The organism is Phenylobacterium sp., assembly GCF_031412415.1.
Classification (GTDB): Bacteria; Pseudomonadota; Alphaproteobacteria; order Caulobacterales; family Caulobacteraceae; genus Phenylobacterium.
Map to the genome: position 1 here is coordinate 1 of NZ_JANOCX010000335.1, position 18,121 is coordinate 18,121.

An 18,121-nucleotide genomic window follows, 5' to 3' on the forward strand; every position below is an offset into this window, starting at 1 on the left:
TCCTGCGCGTACACCGCGCTCGACATGGCGCAGACCAGCGCCGTCAGAGCCGCGCCGCTGGCGAGCCTGTTCATCATGTTCATTGAGATCCCCTCATCTATCGAGATCGGGGTAAAGCTGCCCAGCCCCCCCAGTCTTGACGGTCCTATAGCGCGGAAATCGTCCGTATGGGTGACGGTTTTGTTACGGTGACCACTTCCTCATGACAGTCGCCCGGAAAGGCGGCGCCTGTCGCTTTACAGACACGCTGCGGCGCGCAACCTTCCCGGCCGTTCCAGGAGACCCGAGTGCCCCGCGACGCTTTGTCCGATCACGGATTCGACACCGAATGGCGGGCCGTCCTGCTGGTCACGGCGGCCCTGACCGTCGTGCGGCTGGCCGCGCTGTTCGCGACGCCGTTGGAGCTCTATCCTGACGAGGCTCAGTATTGGCTTTGGTCACGCACCCTCGACTGGGGTTATTTCTCTAAGCCGCCAATGGTCGCCTGGACCATCTGGGCCACCACCCTGGGCGACGACTCCGAGGCACGGGTGCGCTTGGCCTCGCCCCTCTTCCATGCCGGAACGACCCTGTGCGTCTATGCGGCGGGTCGGAAACTGTACGGCGCCAGCGCCGCCCTGGCCGGGGCGGCGCTCTACCTGCTCATGCCCGGCGTGCAGCTCTCGTCCCTGGTGGCGGCGACCGACGCGCCGCTGCTGTTCTTCATCGGCCTGTCGCTGGCGGCTTATGTGAACCTGGCCGACGCCAGCGGCCGCGCACGGATGTTGCTGGCGGCCGGGTTCGGTGCGGCGGTGGGCCTGGCCTTCCTCAGCAAGTATGCCGCGGTCTATGTGCTGATCGCGCTGGCCCTGCACCTGGCCCTGTCCAAGGCGGCGCGGGCGGCCTGGACCCTGCCGGCGGGGGCCGTGGCGCTGGGCGCCTTCCTGGTGGTGATGGCGCCCAACATCGCCTGGAACGCCGCCCACGGTTTCGCCACCGTCCAGCACACCGCGGCCAACGCCGCCTGGGGCGGTCGCGAGCTGTTCAACTTCGCCGAGCTGGGCGACTTCCTGGCCTCGCAGTTCGGGGTGTTCGGCCCGATTCCGTTCGCGGTGCTGATCGGCGGGAGCATCTGGCTGGCATGGCGGCGGAAGCTGACCTCGGCCGACGTCCTGCTGCTGTGCTTCGCCATCCCGCCGTTCCTGATCGTCACCGGGCAGTCGTTCATCAGCCGCGCCAACGCCAACTGGTCCGGCGCGGGCTATGTGGCGGCCTCGATCCTGGTGGGCGCCTGGCTGGTGCGCTGGCGGGCGCGGCGCTGGCTGATCGCGGCGATCGCCATCCAGGCCGTCACCGCCATGGTGTTCCTGGCCTGCGTCCTGAACCCGCCCTTCGCCGACAAGGTGGGCCTCTCCAACGCCTTCAAGCGGGCGAAGGGCTGGGAGCAGGTCACTGAGCAGATGGTGGAGCGGGTGCTGCGCGAGCCGCCGGGCGAGTTCTCGGCCATCGCGGTCAACGACCGCTTCCTGTTCAACGCCGCGGCCTACTACGGACGCGACTTCTTCGCCCTGCCGGGCCAGCCGCCGCTGGTGATGTGGCTACGCGAGGCCCGGCCGCAGAACCAGGCCGAGACCACCGCGCCGCTGACCCCGGCCCTGGGGCGGAGGGTCCTGGCCGTCAGCCTGGAGCAGGTCTATCGCGATGAGATGGCCGCCGACTTCAAGTCGGTGTCGGAGCGCGAGATCCGCAGCATCCGGCTGGACCGCAAGCGCAAGCGCCGGGCCGAGATCTTCGTCGGCGACGAGTTTACGCCCCGGCCGCGCGACCCGGCGACTGGTAAGCCGATCCCCATACGGCCTTGAGCGCCCGGTCGCGGCCGCAGCCGATCCGGTAGCGGTTGTAAGCGCCGGGATTCTTCTTGGCGTAGTCCTGGTGATAGTCCTCGGCCTTCCAGAAGGGCGCGGCGGCGACGACCTTGGTCGCCACCGGCTTGCCCAGGATCTTGGCGACCTGGGCCCGCACCGCCAGGGCGGAGTCGCGCTCACCCACGGTCTCGACGAACACCGCCGTCGTGTAGGCGTGGCCGCGGTCGCAGATCTGGCCGCCGGAATCGATGGGGTCGATGTTGTGGAAGAAGCCGTCGACCAGCTTGGCGTAGGTGATCTTGGTCGGGTCGTAGGTGACCTTCACCGCCTCCAGATGGCCGCGGTGGTTCTGGTAGGTCGGGTTGCGGATGTCGCCGCCGGAATAGCCGGAGACCGCCTCGGTGACGCCGGGCAGGCTCTCCATCGCCTTCTCCACCGACCAGAAGCAGCCGCCGGCGAAGACCGCGGTCTTCAGCGGGCCGGCGGCCCAGGCGGGCGCGCTCAACGGGGCGGCGGTGGTCAGGCCGAAGACGGCGGCCAGGGCCGCGGCGGTCAGGGTCGGTTTCATAGGTCCATCATCTCATCGAGCGCCGGCGGGACAAACCGCCATTTCGCCGATGAGATACGGATTGATCGCCCAGGCGGATGCCTAGAGCGCGACGACGAACTCGGCTTCGGTCTTGGCCTTGACCTCGTCGACCGTGACGCCGTCGGCGAGCGCCGTGAGCGTCAGGGGCGCCTTACCGCGGCTGATGTCGAAGACGCCCAGGTCGGTGATCAGGTGATCGACCACCCGCTGGCCGGTGAGCGGCAGGCTGCAGGCCTTGAGCAGCTTGGGCGCGCCCGACTTTTCGACATGGTCCATGACGACGACGACGCGCTTGACGCCGGCCACCAGGTCCATGGCCCCGCCCATGCCCTTCACCACCTTGCCCGGCACCATCCAGTTGGCCAGGTCGCCAACTTCGGACACCTGCATGCCGCCCAGGATCGAGAGCGCGATGTGGCCGCCCCGGATCATGGCGAAGCTGTCGGCGCTGGAGAAGTAGGAGGACGAGTCCAGCTCGGTGATGGTCTGCTTGCCGGCGTTGATCAGGTCGGCGTCCTCTTCCCCCTCGAAGGGGAACGGACCCATGCCCAGCATGCCGTTCTCGCTCTGCAGGGTGACGTGAACGCCGTCGGGAATGTAGTTGGCCACCAGGGTCGGGATGCCGATGCCCAGGTTGACGTAGTAGCCGTCGCGCAGCTCCATCGCGGCGCGGGCGGCCATCTGTTCGCGGGTCCAGGCCATTACGCCGACGCCTTTTCTTCGCGGGGTCTGGTGGTGACGCGCTCGATGCGCTTCTCGAACTTCGCGCCCGCCAGGATGCGGTCCACATAGATGCCGGGGGTGTGGATGTTGTCCTTGTCCAGGGCGCCCACCTCCACCAGCTTCTCGACCTCGACCACGCAGGCCTTGCCCGCGGTGGCCATTATCGGATTGAAGTTCCGGGCGGTCTTTCGGTAGACGAGGTTGCCCTCGGCGTCGCCGGCATAGGCCTTGACGATGGAGAGATCGGCGGTGAGGCCGCGCTCCATCACGTACTGCTCGCCGTCGAACTCGCGGACTTCCTTGCCCTCGGCCACCAGGGTGCCGACCCCGGTCTTGGTGAAGAAGGCCGGGATGCCCGCGCCGCCGGCGCGGATGCGTTCGGCGAGCGTCCCCTGCGGATTGAATTCCAGCTCAAGATCGCCCGAGAGGTAGAGCTTCTCGAACAGCTTGTTCTCGCCGACATAGGACGAGATCATCTTCTTGATCTGGCCGCTTTCCAGCAGGACGCCGAGGCCAAAGCCGTCGATGCCGCAGTTGTTGGAGACGACGGTCAGGTTCTTGGTCCCGGCCTCGCGGATCGCCGCGATGAGGTTTTCGGGAATGCCGCAGAGGCCGAAGCCCCCGGCCATGATGGTCATGCCGTCGAACAAAAGCCCGCTGAGGGCCTCGACCGCGTCTTTTTGAACCTTGTTCGCCATGAGAGTCCCAGTACGCTGCAGCGCAACAAATCTCAACAGATGGCGAACGAGATTCCGGCGCCATATTAGGCAGGCGCCGGGCCATAGTCGCGGCACTGCGAGGACGGGATCACCATGCACGGCGACGGACTTCTGATCCAGGCCCTGGTCTATCTGGCGGCCGGCGTGGTCTCGGTTCCGATCGCCAAGCGGCTCGGGCTGGGCTCGGTGCTGGGCTATCTGATCGCGGGCGTCCTGGTCGGTCCCTTCGTGCTGAACCTGGTGGGTGAGGCCGGCGACGTGATGCGCTTCGCCGAGTTCGGCGTGGTCATCCTGCTGTTCCTGATCGGGCTGGAGGTGCGCCCGGCGCTGCTGTGGCGGATGCGGACGGCGATCTTCGGCCTGGGCGGAGCGCAGGTGACCTTCACCACCGCGCTGGTCGGCGGCGCGGCGCTCGCCATGGGGCTGTCCTGGCAGATGGCGCTGGCGGTCGGCCTGGTGCTGTCGATGTCCTCCACCGCCATCGTCCTGGCCAGCTTGGAGGAACGCGGCCTGCGCCAGGGGGCGGTCGGCGAGGCCGCGTTCGGCGTGCTGCTGTTCCAGGACCTGGCGGTGATCCCGTTGTTCGCCCTGCTGCCGTTCCTGGCGACCGTGACGCCCGACGCCGCGGCCCAGGCGGGCGCGCACGGCGGCGACCTGCTGGGGGACCTGCCTGGCTGGGCCCGGGCGCTGGCGATCATGGCCGCGGTGGGCGCCGTGGTGGTCGGCGGCAAGTACCTGACCCAGCCGATCTTCCGGTTCATCGCCGCGGCGCGGCTGCGTGAGATTTTCACCGCCTTCGCCCTGCTGCTGGTGATCGGAGTCGCGGCCCTGATGCAGACCGTGGGCCTGTCGCCCGCCCTGGGCGCCTTCCTGGCCGGGGTGGTGCTGGCCGAGAGCGAGTTCCGCCGCGAGCTTGAGACCGACATCGAGCCGTTCCGCGGCCTGTTGCTGGGCCTGTTCTTCATCACCGTCGGCGCGGGTCTGGACTTCGGCGTGATCCTGGCCCAGCCGCTGCTGCTCGCGGGGCTTGTCGCGGGACTGATGCTGGTCAAGGGCGTCGCCATGTACGCCGCCGCGCGGCTGTTCCGCGTGCCCGCCCTGGCGGCCGGGACCACCGCGGTGTCTCTGGCCCAGGGGGGCGAGTTCGCCTTCGTCCTGCTGACCTTCACGGTCGGGGCGGGCGTGATCGACGCCGAGCTGGCCAAGCTGATCACCGCGACCGTGGCGCTTTCCATGGCCGCCACGCCCCTGGCCATGCTGGCCCACGAGCGCCTGATCCTCAGCCGCCCCATGGCCGAGGGCCCCAAGCCGGAGCACCAGCCCTTCGACGAAGGCGAGCCCCACGCCATCGTCGCGGGCTTCGGCCGCTTCGGTCAGATCGCCGCGCGCCTGCTGATGGCCAACGATTTCAACGTGGTCACCCTGGATTCCAGCATCGAGCAGATCGAAACCCTGCGGCGCTTCGGCCGCAAGGTGCACTATGGCGACGCCGCCCGCCTGGACCTGCTGCGCACCGCCGGGATCGAGAAGGCCTCGCTGCTGATCGTGGCGATCGACGACCAGGACAAGGCCGCCGAACTGGTGGAGGCCGCGCGCCAGGCCTTCCCGCATCTCACGATCATGGCGCGGGCCTGGGACCGCCGGCACGCCTATGACCTGCTGCGCAACGGCGCCGACGACGTGGAGCGCGAGACCTTCGAGGGCGCGCTGGCGGTCGGTCGCCGGGCCCTGGTGGGGCTGGGCTTCAGCGAATACCGGGCCACCCGGGCGGCGACCTATTTCCGCAAGCTGGACAAGGCGCTGTTCGACGAACTGGCCCCCATCTCCGGCGAGGAGGAGAACTTCATCATGGCGGCGCGCGACTCCCGCGACACCATGGACAAGCTGCTGAGCGCCGAGATGCGCCGGGCCGCCGACGAGGACGCCGAGCGCACCAACCTCGCCGAGTCCCGCCGGATCGTGGAGAAGGACAAGGTCGCCACGTAGGGACGGCGGGGCGCACTCGCCTTTCGCCGAACCGGCCCTCAGGTGTAAGGGATCGCTCATGACCCAAGCTTCGATCCAGCCCGTCTCGTTCCAGGATTTCGGACGCGATTTCGACGGCTTCTCCCGCGACCTCGGCGGCTCCTTCGCGCGCTACGGCTTCGCGGTGATCTCCGACCACGGCCTGCCGCAGGACCGCATCGACCGGGCCATCGCGGCGGCCAAGGCCTTCTTCGCCCTGCCCGACGAGGTGAAGCGGCGCTATGTCGGCGTGGGCGGCCAGCGGGGCTATACCCCGTTCGGCATCGAAACCGCCAAGGACGCCCAACACTTCGACCTGAAGGAGTTCTGGCACATGGGCCGCGACCTGCCCGCGGGCCATCCCTATCGCGCCACCATGCCCGACAATGTCTGGCCCGCCGACACGCCGGAGTTTCAGGCCGAGATCACCTGGCTGTTCGAGATCCTGGACAGCCTGGGTCGCCAGGTTCTGGAGGCCATCGCCGCCTATCTGAAGCTGGACCGCCACTTCTTCGACGCCACGGTGGACCAGGGCAATTCCATCCTGCGCCTGCTGCACTATCCCCCGGTGCCGAAGGATGGGCCGAACATCCGCGCCGGAGCGCATGAGGACATCAATGTCATCACCCTGCTGCTGGGCGCCGAGGAAGCGGGGCTGGAGGTGCTGGACCGCGATGGCCAGTGGCTGGCGATCAATCCGCCGGCCGGATCGGTGGTCTGCAACATCGGCGACATGCTGCAGCGGTTGACCAACAAGGTGCTGCCCTCGACCACCCATCGCGTGGTCAATCCCGCGCCGGAGCGGCGGGGCTTTCCCCGCTACTCCACGCCGTTCTTCCTGCACTTCAATCCAGACTACGAGATCGTCACCTTGGCCGGTTGCATCGACGCCGACCATCCCGATCAGGGCGCGCCGCCCATCACCGCCGACGCGTTCCTGCTGGAGCGGCTACGTGAGATCAAGCTGCTGTAGAAGCCCTTGAGTCTCCGTGGGTTTCCCTAGTCGATGCGCCGCGAACGCCCGAAGCGATCCCCGTCGCGATCGCTCCACAGCTTTCTCGTGCAGGTTGCCGAACACCGTTCGGATAAAGACGGAAATTTAACCCAAGTACGCCAGTCTCCCACGCCAAGAGAGTTCGGGGGAAAAGATGTCCGAGGAAGGATCGGCTTCGCAGGCTGAGGCCGCGCGCCTCGCCGCCATCGCGACCCTTGACCTGGACGAGCTGAAGCCGACCTTCGAGCGGATCGGCCGGCTGGCCCGCGCCTTCTCCCGGATGCAGTTGGGCGACGTGGTCCTGGTCGGCGCCCAGCGCACCTGGCACGCCAGCATCGGCCCGGACTGGACCGACGAGCAGGTCAGTGAAGACCAGTCTTTTTCCCAGATCGCCGTCGAGAGCGACGCGGTCCTCTGGGTGGCGGACGCCCGCGAGGATCCCCGTTTCGCCGCCCACCCGCATGTCACCGGTCCCGAAGGCGTCCGGTTCTACGCGGGCGCGGCCATCCGCCTGGCCGACGGCCAGCGCATCGGCGTGGTCTGCGTCGCCCATCACGAGCCCCGGGCCTATGACCAGGATTTGGCCGACTACCTGATCGACCTGGCCGCCATCGCCGCCAGCGAGTGCTCCCGTCACCATGCCCAACGCGCCATCACCAAGGCCGCCCAGGAGGCGCGGCGCTCCGAGGAGCGGGTCAAGCTCGCCCTGGAGATCGGCGAAGTCCGCATGTGGGAGATGGACTATCAGCGTCGCTCGCTGAGCACCGTGGGTTTCGACTTCTCCGACCTTGGCGTCGAGGCGAGCTTCGAGCTGATGTCGGCTGACATGTGGCTGGGCGTGCACGGCGAGGACCGCGCTGCGGCCCAAGCGGCCTGGGACGAACACGTCGCGACCGGCGCGCCGTTCCGCCAGACCTATCGGATGCTGCAGAAGGACGGGCCGCACCAGTGGCACTACTCCGCCTGCGAGGCGACCCGAGACGAGCAGGGCCAGGTGATCCGCGCCATCGGCGTGCTGCGTAACATCGACCACCAGAAGCGCGGCGAGCTGGAACTGCTGAAGGCCAAGGACGAGGCCGAGGCCGCCAACAAGGCCAAGAGCGAATTCCTGGCCAATATGAGCCACGAGATCCGCACGCCGCTGAACGGCGTGATGGGCATCGCCGGCGCCCTGGCGCGCACCGACCTGTCCCCCAACCAGGCCGAGATGGTCGAGCTGATCGAGACCTCGGCCGAGACCCTGGAAGCGCTGCTCACCGACATCCTCGACCTGGCCCGAATCGAGGCCGGGCGCATGGAGATCCGGCCCGAGCCCTTCGACCTGACCACCTCGGTCAATGCCTGCGCCGCGCTGTTTGAGGCCTCCGCCCAGGCCAAGGACATCGACCTGAAGGTCGAGCTGGAGCCCTACGCGCAGGGCATGTTCGAGGGTGACGCCCCCCGCATCCGCCAGATCCTCACCAATCTGCTGGGCAACGCGGTGAAGTTCACATCGGGCGGTGAGGTCAAGCTGACCGTCCGCGCGCGCCGCGACGAGACCAGCACCCACCTGACCTTCGCGGTTTCCGACACCGGCATCGGCTTCGACGAAGAGACGCGCCAGCGGCTGTTCGGCCGGTTCCAGCAGGCCGACGGATCGATCACCCGCAAGTATGGCGGCACGGGCCTGGGCCTGGCCATCTCCCGTTCCCTGGCCGAGGCCATGGGCGGCGACCTCACGGCCGACGCCACGCCGGGCAAGGGCGCGACGTTCTACCTGTCCCTGGAGCTGCCGCGACGCGAAGGCACGGTGGAGATGTGGGGCGAGCACGAGACCCACGAGACCGAGGAAGCCGAGCTGGACACCATGCGGGTGTTGCTGGCCGAGGATCATCCGACCAATCGGCGCGTGGTGGAGCTGATCCTGGGCGCGGCCGGGGTCGATCTGTTCAGCGTCGAGAACGGCGCCGAGGCCGTGGACGAAGCCGCCCGCTCGCGCTTCGACCTGATCCTGATGGACATGCAGATGCCGGTCATGGACGGCCTGACCGCCATCAAGGCGATCCGCCGCCGCGAGGCGCGCAACAACGAACCGCGCACGCCGATCTACACCCTGACCGCCAACGCCATGCCCGAGCACGCCCTGGCCTCGACCGCCGCCGGGGCCGACGGCCACATCACCAAGCCGGTCACCGCCGAGCGCCTGCTGCATGTGGTGGAGCAGGTCTGGACCGAGCGCGCCGCCGCCGCGGCTTCGGCCGCCGAGCCCGTGGCGCTTAGCGCCTAGCCGCTACTTCGCGAAGATGCCCATCAACAGCGGGCGGGCGAACACCGAGGGCGCGGCCTTCTGAGTCACGCCCGGCACCCAGAAGCCGAGTTCGGCGCCGGCGTTGAGGGTGGCGTTCAGCATCTGGGCCGCGATGAAGGGGTCGACGGGGCGCACGGAGCCCTCGGCGATACCGTCCGAGATCATCGAGGCGAAGCGGTCCGACACGCGATTGGAGTGGGCCACCTGCTCCTCGCGGATGGCTTCGGGCAGGGCCGACAGAGCCGAGGTGCGCAGCAGCGGGCCATATTCCGACAGCTGATACTCGGCGAGCGCCGCCGCGGCGCTGGTGAGCTTCAGCCATTGGTCGCCGGGCAGGCTCATGGCGAGGCGTTGCACCCGGCGCATGACCTCGAAGGTGCGGTCGAAGCAGGCCACCACCAGATCGTCCTTGGCGTCGTTGTGGTGGTAGAATGAGCCCTTGGTGACGTTCAGCTCCGCCGAGATCTTGTCCACCGAGGCGCCGCGATAGCCGCGCGAATTGACCAGCCGGGTGGCCGCCAGCAGGAAGGTCTCGCGGCTCATCTCCTGGCCGTCGCGGGCCGCCAGGTCAGCGAGCGGGATCGCCGCCGGCGTCCATTCCGCGCCTTCGATGGCCAGGCCGCCCTCCAGGATGTCCAGCATGCGCTCGCAGATGCGCGGATAGTCCTCGGGGTCGTACTTGGGCAGCCAGGCCGCGGCCCAGAAGATCTGCTCCATCAGCATGTGGGTCCGCGCCGTGCGACGACCCCGGCCCAGCCAGGCGAAGTCGGGGGTGTCGAATACCCCGCGCACCTTGCGGAACAGCTTCAGGAAGGCCTCCGACACCTCGGCCCGGCGGGGGTTGTTCAGCGCGCGGATGTCGGCGAGCGCCGGCAGGGGCGGCGCCTCGCCGATCGCCGTCAGGCGCAGGCGCTCCAGATAGAGTTCGAGCAGATTGCGCAGGCGCCTCTGCGGCGTCGGCTCGGTCATGGCCCGCTCGGCGGCGGTCTGCAGCCAGGCGATCCCCCGCATCATGCAGGCGGCGGCCAGGTCGTCCTTGCGCTTGAAATAGTAGGTGACGCTGGTGGTCGACAGGCCCACAGCGGCGGCGGCCACGCCCAGGGTCAGGCCCTTCACGCCTTTCTGGTTCAGGATCAGGGTCGAGGCGTCCAGGATCGCCTCACGCTTCTTCTCGAAGCGGTCTGTCGATCGAGCGCCGTTGCGCACTGCCATGACCCCAGGAAACTCCCCCGCCCGTCGGCCGCTCTCCGGCGACCGCGCGACTATATCCTTAGTATCGCAAGGGGTTGGGCGTGCAACCGGTTACCTGTCCCTAACGTCAACCGGCGGCGAACGGATAGGGCGAGATCGACTTGGTGAAGTCATCGACCGTCAGGGTGCGGTTGATCGGCTCGGCCGCCCGTTGCGGACAAGCTGGGCGCTCGCAGATCCTGCAGGCCGGGCCGATGGCGGTGGCGATGGGGTCGCGCAGGTCGATGCCGCGCGAATAGACCAGGCGCTCGGCGAACTTCAGCTCGCAGCCCATGCCGATGGCCAGTTCGGAATCGTCGCCCGCATAGGGCGTGGCGATCCGACTGACCGTCCGCGCCAGGGTGAAATAGCGCTGGCCGTCCGGGGTCTCGACGATCTGGGTGACGATGCGCGAGGGAGTGCGGAAGCTGGTGTGGATGTTCCAGCGCGGGCAGGTGCCGCCGAACCGCGAGAACGGGAAGGTCGCGCCGGCGAACCGCTTGGAGATGTTTCCCGCCGAGTCCACGCGCAGCATGAAGAACGGCACGCCCCGCGCGCCGGGCCGCGACAGGGTGGTCAGCCGATGGCAGGCCTGTTCGAATGACACGCCGAACCGGGCGCGGACCAGCTCGATGTCATAGGCGGTCCGCTCGGCCGCCTCGTGAAAGGCCGCGTAGGGCATCATGAAAGCCGCCGCCAGGTAGTTGGCCAGGCTGACCTTGACCAGGCTGCGGGTCGGTCGGTCCGGCGGTCCGCCCCGGTCGGCCATGGCCTCCAGCAGCGGGCCGTACTCCAGGATCGCCAGTTGGTAGGCGAGCGAGAAGGACCGTCCGGCGCCGGTCAGCACCTCCGACAGGAACAGGCGCTTGCGATGGTGGTCGTAGCGCCGCACCGACTCCGGCAGCACGTCCAGCGGCACCACCCGCACCTGGATGCCGTGGCGCTTGGCCAGGCGCTCGCGGGCGGCGACGTGGAAGTCCTGCGGCTCGCAGGCCAGCTCGGCGATCATCTGATCGGCGGCCTCCTCCAGCTCGGCGAAATAGTTCTTCTGGTCCTGGATGAAGTCCCGCACCCAGTCCGACGGCATCACCGCCGAGGTGGCGGCGCCCCCCTCCTCCGGCCGGCCGATGGCGCCCATGTCGGTCAGCCGACGCTGATCCAGATAGGCGCGGTAGAGCCGCACGATGGCCTCCGAGACGCCCGGGGCGGAGTCGGCCACCTCGGCGATCTCGTGGCGCGCGACTCCCAGGTCGCGGAACATCTGGTCGGAGAAGACCTCCGACAGCCCTGTGGCCCCGGCGGAGTCGGGATCCGACGACAAGCTCTTGAGATCCAGGTCATAGGCCTCGGCCAAGCGCAGCAGCACCTGGGCGGTGACCGGTCGCTGGTTTCGTTCCAGAAGGTTGAGATAGCTGGGCGAGACGCCGAGGTCCTCGGCCATCCGCGTCTGGGTGAGGCCGAGCTCCCGGCGCAGGCGCTTCATCCGGGCGCCCAGGAACAGCTTGCGGTCGGTGTTGGCTATGGCCATGCTTGTCGTGTTGTCACAATTTTACAGTCTTTACAAGGTCGCACTGTGACATGTGCGCCTTTTGCCTCCGCGTTAACTCTTCGCGCCGCGCGCCATAAGCGTTAGAGGGCTCCAACGGCTTGTCACAGCTGACAGCCCCGGCAATCGCGGAAGAGACAGATGGCATACCAAGACCACATCATCGAGATGGGCCAGCTCATCAAGAGCAAGAATGGCACCTGGGACGGCATCAACGCCGAATCCGTGGCCCGTATGCGCCTGCAGAACCGTTTCAAGACCGGCCTGGAGATCGCCCGCTACACCGCCGACATCATGCGCAAGGACATGGCGGCCTATGACGCCGACTCCTCGCAGTACACCCAGTCCCTGGGCTGCTGGCACGGCTTCATCGGCCAGCAGAAGATGATCGCCATCAAGAAGCACTTCGGAACGACGGACCGGAAGTACCTGTACCTGTCGGGCTGGATGGTCGCGGCGCTGCGCTCCGACTTCGGTCCGCTGCCCGACCAGTCGATGCACGAGAAGACCTCCGTGCCGGCCCTGATCGAAGAACTCTACACCTTCCTGCGCCAGGCCGACGCCCGCGAGCTGGGCGGCCTGTTCCGCGACCTCGACGCGGCCCGTGAGGCCGGCGACAAGGCCAAGGAGCAGAAGCTGCTCGACGCCGTCGACAACTTCCAGACCCACGTCGTTCCGATCATCGCCGACATCGACGCCGGCTTCGGCAACGCGGAAGCCACCTACCTGCTGGCCAAGAAGATGATCGAGGCGGGCGCCTGCGCCCTGCAGATCGAGAACCAGGTCTCCGATGAGAAGCAGTGCGGCCACCAGGACGGCAAGGTCACGGTGCCGCACGAGGACTTCCTGCAGAAGGTGCGCGCCTGCCGCTACGCCTTCCTGGAGATGGGCGTCGAGAACGGCATCATCGTCACGCGCACCGACAGCCTGGGCGCCGGCCTGACCAAGCAGATCGCCGTCAGCACCACGCCGGGCGACCTGGGCGACCAGTACAACAGCTTCCTGGATTGCGAAGAAATCTCGGCGGCCGACCTGGCCAACGGCGACGTGGTCATCAACCGTGGCGGCAAGCTGCTGCGTCCGAAGCGCCTGCCCTCCAACCTGTTCCAGTTCCGCGAAGGCACGGGCGCCGACCGTTGCGTCCTCGACAGCATCACCTCGCTGCAGAACGGCGCCGACCTGCTGTGGATCGAGACTGAAAAGCCCCACGTGGAGCAGATCGCCTCGATGATGGACCGCGTCCGCGAGGTCATCCCGAACGCCAAGCTGGTCTACAACAACAGCCCGTCCTTCAACTGGACCCTGAACTTCCGCCAGCAGGTGTTCGACGCCTACAAAGCGGCCGGCAAGGACGTCTCGGCCTATGACCGCGAAAAGCTGATGAGCATCGACTACGACGCCACCGAACTGGCGATCGAGGCCGATGAGCGCATCCGCACCTTCCAGGCCGACGGCGCCAAGCGGGCCGGCATCTTCCACCACCTGATCACCCTGCCGACCTATCACACGGCCGCGCTCAGCACGGACAACCTGGCCAAGGAATACTTCGGGGCGGCCGGCATGCTGGGCTACGTCCTGGGCGTCCAACGCCAGGAAATCCGCCAGGGCATCGCCTGCGTGAAGCACCAGAACATGTCGGGCTCCGACCTGGGCGACGATCACAAGGAATACTTCGCCGGCGAGGCGGCCCTGAAGGCCGGCGGCGTTCACAACACGATGGGCCAGTTCGCCTAGCGTTATCGAGATCCGGCCACGGCCGGGGGAGCAAGGACCATGACCACGGAACGGTATTGGGTTGTCGGCGGCGAATACAGCTGCATGGCGTTCAAGTCCCTGAAGGGCGAAGGCCCCCAGGTGCTCGGCCCCTACGAGACGCGGGACGAGGCCAAGGAAGCGTGGAAGCGCGTGTCGCGGGAAACCCGCGGCGTCGCCACCGCCCGCTTCGCCATCGCCGCCGAACAGCTCGTACTGCCGGCCTAAAGGTCATGGGCTAGCGCCCAGTTGTCTCTCCTAGAGCTCGTCCCGGCCCTTGGGTCGAGGCGGGCTCTCTTTTTATCGACTATGCTCCGGCCAGCCCGGAAACGAGGAAGAACCCCATGTCGCTCGATGTCGCCGCCCGCCCCAGCCTGGACCTCAAAGGCGCCGTGGAAGGCCGCGTGGCCGAGGTGCTGACGCCGGAGGCCAAGGCCTTCCTCGTCGAGCTGCACACCCGGTTCAACCCGCGCCGGCTGGAGCTGCTGGCCGCCCGCGCCACCCGCCAGAAGCGCTTCGACGCCGGCGAGCAGCCGGACTTCCTGGCCGAAACCAAGTCGGTGCGCGACGGCGACTGGAAGGTCGCCCCCATCCCCGCCGACCTGCTGGACCGCCGGGTGGAGATCACCGGCCCGGTCGACCGCAAGATGATCATCAACGCCCTCAATTCCGGGGCCAAGGTGTTCATGGCCGACTTCGAGGACGCCTCCTCGCCCACCTGGCAGAACATGGTCGAGGGCCAGGTCAATCTGATGGACCGCTGGGCCGGCAAGATCGGCTTCACCGACGCCGGCACCGGCAAGGCCTATGCCCTGAAGGACAAGGTCGCGACCCTGATGGTGCGCCCGCGCGGCTGGCACCTGCCCGAGGCCCACGCCCTGGTGAACGGCGAGGAGATGAGCGGTGGCCTGTTCGACTTCGGCCTCTACTTCTTCCACAACGCCAAGGCCCAGATCGCCGCCGGCGCCACCCCGGCCTTCTACCTGCCGAAGATGGAGAGCCATCTGGAGGCGCGGCTCTGGAACGACGTCTTCGTCTACGCCCAGGACGCTCTGGGCGTGCCCCAGGGGACCATCAAGGTCACCGTGCTGATCGAGACCCTGCCCGCCGCCTTCGAGATGGACGAGATCCTGTATGAGCTGCGCGACCACATGGCGGGCCTCAACTGCGGCCGCTGGGACTACATCTTCTCGTACATCAAGCGCCTGGGCCGCCAGCCGCAGGCGCTCACCCCCGACCGCGCGGTCATGGGCATGGGGTCGGCCTTCCTCGCCGCCTATTCCCTGAAGCTGATCCAGACCTGCCACCGCCGTGGCGCCTTCGCCATGGGGGGCATGGCCGCCCAGATCCCGGTCAAGGGCGACGACGCGGCCAACCAGGCCGCCTTCGCAAAGGTCCGCGCCGACAAGGAACGCGAGGCCAACAACGGCCACGACGGCACCTGGGTCGCCCACCCGGACCTGGTGCCGGTGGCGCTGGAGGTGTTCGACCGGGTCATGCCGACGCCGAACCAGCTCACCAAGCTGCGCGAGGACATCAGCGTCAGCCGCGAGGACCTGCTGAAGGTCCACGAGGGCGCGCGCACCGAGCACGGTTTGCGCGAGAACATCCGCGTCGGCGTCCAGTACATCGAGGCCTGGCTGCGGGGTAAGGGGGCGGTGCCGCTCTACAACCTGATGGAGGACGCCGCGACCGCCGAGATCAGCCGCGCCCAGATCTGGCAGTGGATCAAGCAGGCCGCGACCCTGGACGATGGCCGGGTGGTGGACGAGGCGATGTTCCGCGCCTTGCTGGACGAGGAGATGGCGGGGCTGAAGGCGGCCCTGCCCGCGTCGGCCTTCGAAGGCGGCCGCTTCGCCGAGGCCGTGGCCATCTTCACCGAGATGAGCCTCTCGGAAGGGTTCGAGGAGTTCCTGACCCTGCCGGCGTACCGGGCGCTGTAAGGCTCTTTTTCCCTCCTCCGTGTGGGGAGGGAAAAAGCTACTCCGGCCAGAGTTCCTGGACGTCGCCCTTGCGGTTGAGCACCCGCACGGCGCGCTTGACCACGGTGAGCAGGCGCTCCTTCCGCGCCGCCTCGTCGTAGGTCATCGCCCCCTTGGCCAGACCTTCCAGCAGGAAGCGGCCCAGGTCGCGGCTGGTCTGGAAGCGGGGGTCCTCGCCGGCCGAGGCCAGCGCCAGGAAGCGATCGCCGACCTGATTGTGGTCGAAGGCGCTCTGGGCGCCGGCCAGACGCACGCGCAGCATCGGATCGGTCCGCGCCGCGGCCTCCAGCTCGCCGAAGGCGGCGAAGGGTTTCTCGTGCAGCAGGGCCCAGTACGCGTCGATGGCGTGCTCGGCGGCGTCCACGCCCGGCGCGGGCGGGGCCGAGGCGGCCTGCTCGAACAGGCGTGCCCGCTCGACCTCGATATAGGCCACGGCGGCCTCGACCAGCTCCTCGCGGCTGGCGAAGTGGTAGAGCATGGCGCCGCGCGTCAGGTTCGCGGCGTCGGCGATCATCGCATTGGTCGCGGCGTGGTAGCCGACCTCGGCGAACAGCCGCATGGCGGCGTCAAGGATGCGCGCTCGGGTCCGCCGAGATTTCGGCGTCTCCTTCGCAGGATAGGTTCGGGCGTCCATAGGACCTTGTTGTGCAGGAGACCTGGGGAGGGTCGGCCTTGTGGAATCCTTACGCCCAAAGGCCGCGCGACAAAAGAGCCGAGCGCGGTTTCATGAGACTGACACGCAATCAGCCTAGCGGATGGGCAATCGGCCGCATCCGCAGGGGGCAAAGATGGGTGATCCGGCAGTCCGGCAGTATCGGACCGTGTTCATTTCCGACATCCACCTGGGCACCAAGGGGTGTCAGGCGGAACTGCTCCTCGACTTCATCCGGCATATCGAGTGCGACACCCTCTATCTGGTGGGCGACATCGTCGACGGGTGGAAGCTGCGCTCGGGCTGGCACTGGCCCCAGAGCCACAATGACGTGGTCCAGAAGATCCTGCGCCTGGCGCGCAAGGGCGTGAAGGTCGTCTACGTCCCCGGCAATCACGACGAGGGGGTGCGCGACTTCGTCGGCGTCCACTTCGGCGGGGTGATCGTGGCCCGCGACGCCATCCACGAGGCCGCCGACGGCAAGCGCTACCTGGTCCTGCACGGCGACGAGTTCGACGGGGTGGTGCAACATGCCCGCTGGCTGGCCTTCGTGGGCGACTATTCGTACCGGGCCCTGATCGTCGTCAACACGCTGTTCAACCGGATCCGCCGCCGGATGGGCTTCGGCTATTGGAGCCTCTCGGCCTTCCTGAAGACCCGGGTGAAGAACGCCCTCCAGTTCGTCGAGAACTTCGAGGCCGCGGTGGCCGACGAGGCCCGGCGGCGCGGGGTGGACGGGGTGATCTGCGGCCACATCCACAAGGCCGAGATGCGCGACATCGACGGGATCACCTATATCAACGACGGCGACTGGGTGGAGAGCTGTTCGGCGGTGGTCGAGCACGCCGACGGAAGGCTGGAGATCCTGGAGTGGGCCAAGCTGCGCTCGTGGTCGGCCATCGACCGCAAGGCCCGCTTGCCGGAGCTGGTGCCCGACGCCGTGGCGGCCTAGACCCTTTCCGGTCAGATGGACTCATCTAACCGGTTGAAAAGGGTCTATCTTCGAAGTTTGGAGCGTGACCGGCGCCTGAACCGGTATCCACTTCAGGTTGCCACGCTCCAGCGGCGTTCATTGACAGCCAAGCTGTTTTGATGACAGTTCCACTGTCATGATACCTCCGTCACGCTACACCTCGAACCTCCGCGATCGCCAGAAGCAGGCGACCCAGGACCAGATCATGCATGCGGTGGCCCGCAAGCTGGAATCCGGCCCTCTGGAGGATCTCAGCTTCGCCGAGATCGCCGCAGAGGCGGAGGTGGGCGAACGCACGGTCTACCGCCACTTCCCCACCAAGGAGGCGCTGCTGGGCGCCTTCTGGGCGTGGCTGCAGAGCCAGGCCCTGACCACCGCGCGGCCGGCCACGCGCATCCGCGAGGCGATCACCGCTCCGCGCGCCGATGGCCAGAAGCCCATGCGCATCCTGCTGGTCACCGACGCTTGGACGCCGCAGGTCAACGGGGTGGTGCAGACCCTGTCGCGGGTGATCGACGAGCTGAAGCTGCTGGGTCACCAGGTCGAGGTGATCAGTCCCGGCCAGTTCAAGACCTTCCCCCTGCCGACCTATCCCGAAATCAAGGTCGCCATCGCCGCCCACGAGCCGGTGCAGGAGCGGTTCAAGGCCTTCGAGCCGGAGGCCATCCACATCGCCACGGAGGGTCCGCTGGGCCTGGCGGCGCGGCGCATCTGCGTGGAATGGAAGCTGCCCTTCACCACCAGCTATCACACGCGGTTCCCGGAATATGTCTCGGCGCGGCTGCCTTTACCGCTGGCCGCCGGCTACGCCTACATGAAGTGGTTC

At 67.8% G+C, this 18,121-nt stretch carries 16 protein-coding genes; 10 read left to right on the top strand and 6 right to left on the bottom strand.

Annotated elements, in window-relative coordinates:
• Both RMO04_RS16140 and RMO04_RS16145 read left to right on the top strand, forming a co-directional pair.
• Nucleotides 1-192, top strand: a 192-nt coding sequence (locus tag RMO04_RS16140; protein WP_309645795.1) for a hypothetical protein, incomplete at its 5' end; no start/stop codon positions are given.
• A gap of 95 nt (nucleotides 193-287) precedes the next feature.
• Complete coding sequence (locus tag RMO04_RS16145; protein WP_309645796.1) at nucleotides 288-1,841, top strand: glycosyltransferase family 39 protein; 1,554 nt, start codon at nucleotides 288-290, stop codon at nucleotides 1,839-1,841.
• On the opposite strand, the gene msrA is transcribed toward RMO04_RS16145, so the two are convergent.
• The 3 genes from msrA to RMO04_RS16160 form a co-directional block, all read right to left on the bottom strand.
• Entirely contained in the window at nucleotides 1,786-2,412 is a 627-nt protein-coding gene (gene msrA, locus RMO04_RS16150; RefSeq protein ID WP_309645797.1) for a peptide-methionine (S)-S-oxide reductase MsrA, read from the bottom strand. The two genes, RMO04_RS16145 and msrA, sit on opposite strands and share 56 nt — an antisense overlap.
• Before the next feature lie 81 nt (nucleotides 2,413-2,493).
• Nucleotides 2,494-3,135 carry a 3-oxoacid CoA-transferase subunit B gene (locus RMO04_RS16155; RefSeq protein ID WP_309645798.1) on the bottom strand — a complete coding sequence of 214 codons (642 nt, stop codon included), beginning with the start codon at nucleotides 3,133-3,135 and terminating at the stop codon, nucleotides 2,494-2,496.
• Nucleotides 3,135-3,854 (bottom strand): CoA transferase subunit A, encoded by a 720-nt coding sequence (locus tag RMO04_RS16160; RefSeq protein ID WP_309645799.1) that lies wholly within the window; start codon nucleotides 3,852-3,854, stop codon nucleotides 3,135-3,137. The genes RMO04_RS16155 and RMO04_RS16160 overlap by 1 nt, the downstream gene beginning before the upstream one ends.
• 114 nt (nucleotides 3,855-3,968) lie before the next feature.
• Between RMO04_RS16160 and RMO04_RS16165 the strand changes: the two genes are divergently transcribed.
• From RMO04_RS16165 to RMO04_RS16175, 3 genes are all read left to right on the top strand, one after another.
• Nucleotides 3,969-5,861 carry a monovalent cation:proton antiporter-2 (CPA2) family protein gene (locus tag RMO04_RS16165; protein WP_309645800.1) on the top strand — a complete coding sequence of 631 codons (1,893 nt, stop codon included), beginning with the start codon at nucleotides 3,969-3,971 and terminating at the stop codon, nucleotides 5,859-5,861.
• Nucleotides 5,862-5,919: 58 nt separating this feature from the next.
• On the top strand, nucleotides 5,920-6,852 hold the full coding sequence (locus RMO04_RS16170; protein WP_309645801.1) for a 2-oxoglutarate and iron-dependent oxygenase domain-containing protein: 933 nt from the start codon (nucleotides 5,920-5,922) through the stop codon (nucleotides 6,850-6,852).
• A gap of 175 nt (nucleotides 6,853-7,027) precedes the next feature.
• The gene (locus RMO04_RS16175) at nucleotides 7,028-9,139 is read left to right on the top strand and encodes an ATP-binding protein (RefSeq protein ID WP_309645802.1); all 2,112 of its coding nucleotides are present in this window, start codon (nucleotides 7,028-7,030) and stop codon (nucleotides 9,137-9,139) included.
• A gap of 3 nt (nucleotides 9,140-9,142) precedes the next feature.
• Here the strand turns inward: RMO04_RS16175 and RMO04_RS16180 are convergent, their stop codons facing one another.
• Nucleotides 9,143-10,372 (bottom strand): TetR/AcrR family transcriptional regulator, encoded by a 1,230-nt coding sequence (locus RMO04_RS16180; protein ID WP_309645803.1) that lies wholly within the window; start codon nucleotides 10,370-10,372, stop codon nucleotides 9,143-9,145.
• Between the two features lie 106 nt (nucleotides 10,373-10,478).
• Nucleotides 10,479-11,918, bottom strand: a complete 1,440-nt coding sequence (locus RMO04_RS16185; RefSeq protein WP_309645804.1) for a short-chain fatty acyl-CoA regulator family protein — start codon at nucleotides 11,916-11,918, stop codon at nucleotides 10,479-10,481.
• Between the two features lie 159 nt (nucleotides 11,919-12,077).
• On the opposite strand from RMO04_RS16185, the gene RMO04_RS16190 reads away from it, so the two are divergent.
• The 3 genes from RMO04_RS16190 (at nucleotide 12,078) to aceB (ending at nucleotide 15,631) form a co-directional block, all read left to right on the top strand.
• Nucleotides 12,078-13,670: an isocitrate lyase gene (locus tag RMO04_RS16190; RefSeq protein ID WP_309645805.1), complete on the top strand. Its 1,593-nt coding sequence runs from the start codon at nucleotides 12,078-12,080 to the stop codon at nucleotides 13,668-13,670.
• 39 nt (nucleotides 13,671-13,709) lie between these two features.
• Nucleotides 13,710-13,916 (top strand): hypothetical protein, encoded by a 207-nt coding sequence (locus tag RMO04_RS16195; protein WP_309645806.1) that lies wholly within the window; start codon nucleotides 13,710-13,712, stop codon nucleotides 13,914-13,916.
• A gap of 116 nt (nucleotides 13,917-14,032) precedes the next feature.
• Nucleotides 14,033-15,631 carry a malate synthase A gene (gene aceB, locus RMO04_RS16200; protein ID WP_309645807.1) on the top strand — a complete coding sequence of 533 codons (1,599 nt, stop codon included), beginning with the start codon at nucleotides 14,033-14,035 and terminating at the stop codon, nucleotides 15,629-15,631.
• Nucleotides 15,632-15,668: 37 nt separating this feature from the next.
• Here aceB and RMO04_RS16205 read toward each other — a convergent pair whose 3' ends face one another.
• Entirely contained in the window at nucleotides 15,669-16,304 is a 636-nt protein-coding gene (locus RMO04_RS16205; RefSeq protein ID WP_309645808.1) for a helix-turn-helix domain-containing protein, read from the bottom strand.
• Nucleotides 16,305-16,458: 154 nt separating this feature from the next.
• Between RMO04_RS16205 and RMO04_RS16210 the strand changes: the two genes are divergently transcribed.
• A complete protein-coding gene (locus RMO04_RS16210) occupies nucleotides 16,459-17,274 on the top strand; it encodes a UDP-2,3-diacylglucosamine diphosphatase (protein ID WP_309645809.1) in 816 nt (271 codons plus the stop codon).
• Between the two features lie 157 nt (nucleotides 17,275-17,431).
• On the top strand, nucleotides 17,432-18,121 hold a 690-nt coding region (locus tag RMO04_RS16215), incomplete at its 3' end, for a glycosyltransferase (protein WP_309645810.1).

Coding starts and splice junctions, on each gene's coding strand:
- RMO04_RS16160 (WP_309645799.1), bottom strand. CDS start 3,854: ATGGCGAACAAGGTTCAAAAAGACGCGGTCGAGGCCCTCAGCGGGCTT.
- RMO04_RS16175 (WP_309645802.1), top strand. CDS start 7,028: ATGTCCGAGGAAGGATCGGCTTCGCAGGCTGAGGCCGCGCGCCTCGCC.
- RMO04_RS16190 (WP_309645805.1), top strand. CDS start 12,078: ATGGCATACCAAGACCACATCATCGAGATGGGCCAGCTCATCAAGAGC.
- aceB (WP_309645807.1), top strand. CDS start 14,033: ATGTCGCTCGATGTCGCCGCCCGCCCCAGCCTGGACCTCAAAGGCGCC.
- RMO04_RS16180 (WP_309645803.1), bottom strand. CDS start 10,372: ATGGCAGTGCGCAACGGCGCTCGATCGACAGACCGCTTCGAGAAGAAG.
- RMO04_RS16195 (WP_309645806.1), top strand. CDS start 13,710: ATGACCACGGAACGGTATTGGGTTGTCGGCGGCGAATACAGCTGCATG.
- RMO04_RS16165 (WP_309645800.1), top strand. CDS start 3,969: ATGCACGGCGACGGACTTCTGATCCAGGCCCTGGTCTATCTGGCGGCC.
- RMO04_RS16205 (WP_309645808.1), bottom strand. CDS start 16,304: ATGGACGCCCGAACCTATCCTGCGAAGGAGACGCCGAAATCTCGGCGG.
- RMO04_RS16210 (WP_309645809.1), top strand. CDS start 16,459: ATGGGTGATCCGGCAGTCCGGCAGTATCGGACCGTGTTCATTTCCGAC.
- RMO04_RS16185 (WP_309645804.1), bottom strand. CDS start 11,918: ATGGCCATAGCCAACACCGACCGCAAGCTGTTCCTGGGCGCCCGGATG.
- msrA (WP_309645797.1), bottom strand. CDS start 2,412: ATGAAACCGACCCTGACCGCCGCGGCCCTGGCCGCCGTCTTCGGCCTG.
- RMO04_RS16170 (WP_309645801.1), top strand. CDS start 5,920: ATGACCCAAGCTTCGATCCAGCCCGTCTCGTTCCAGGATTTCGGACGC.
- RMO04_RS16155 (WP_309645798.1), bottom strand. CDS start 3,135: ATGGCCTGGACCCGCGAACAGATGGCCGCCCGCGCCGCGATGGAGCTG.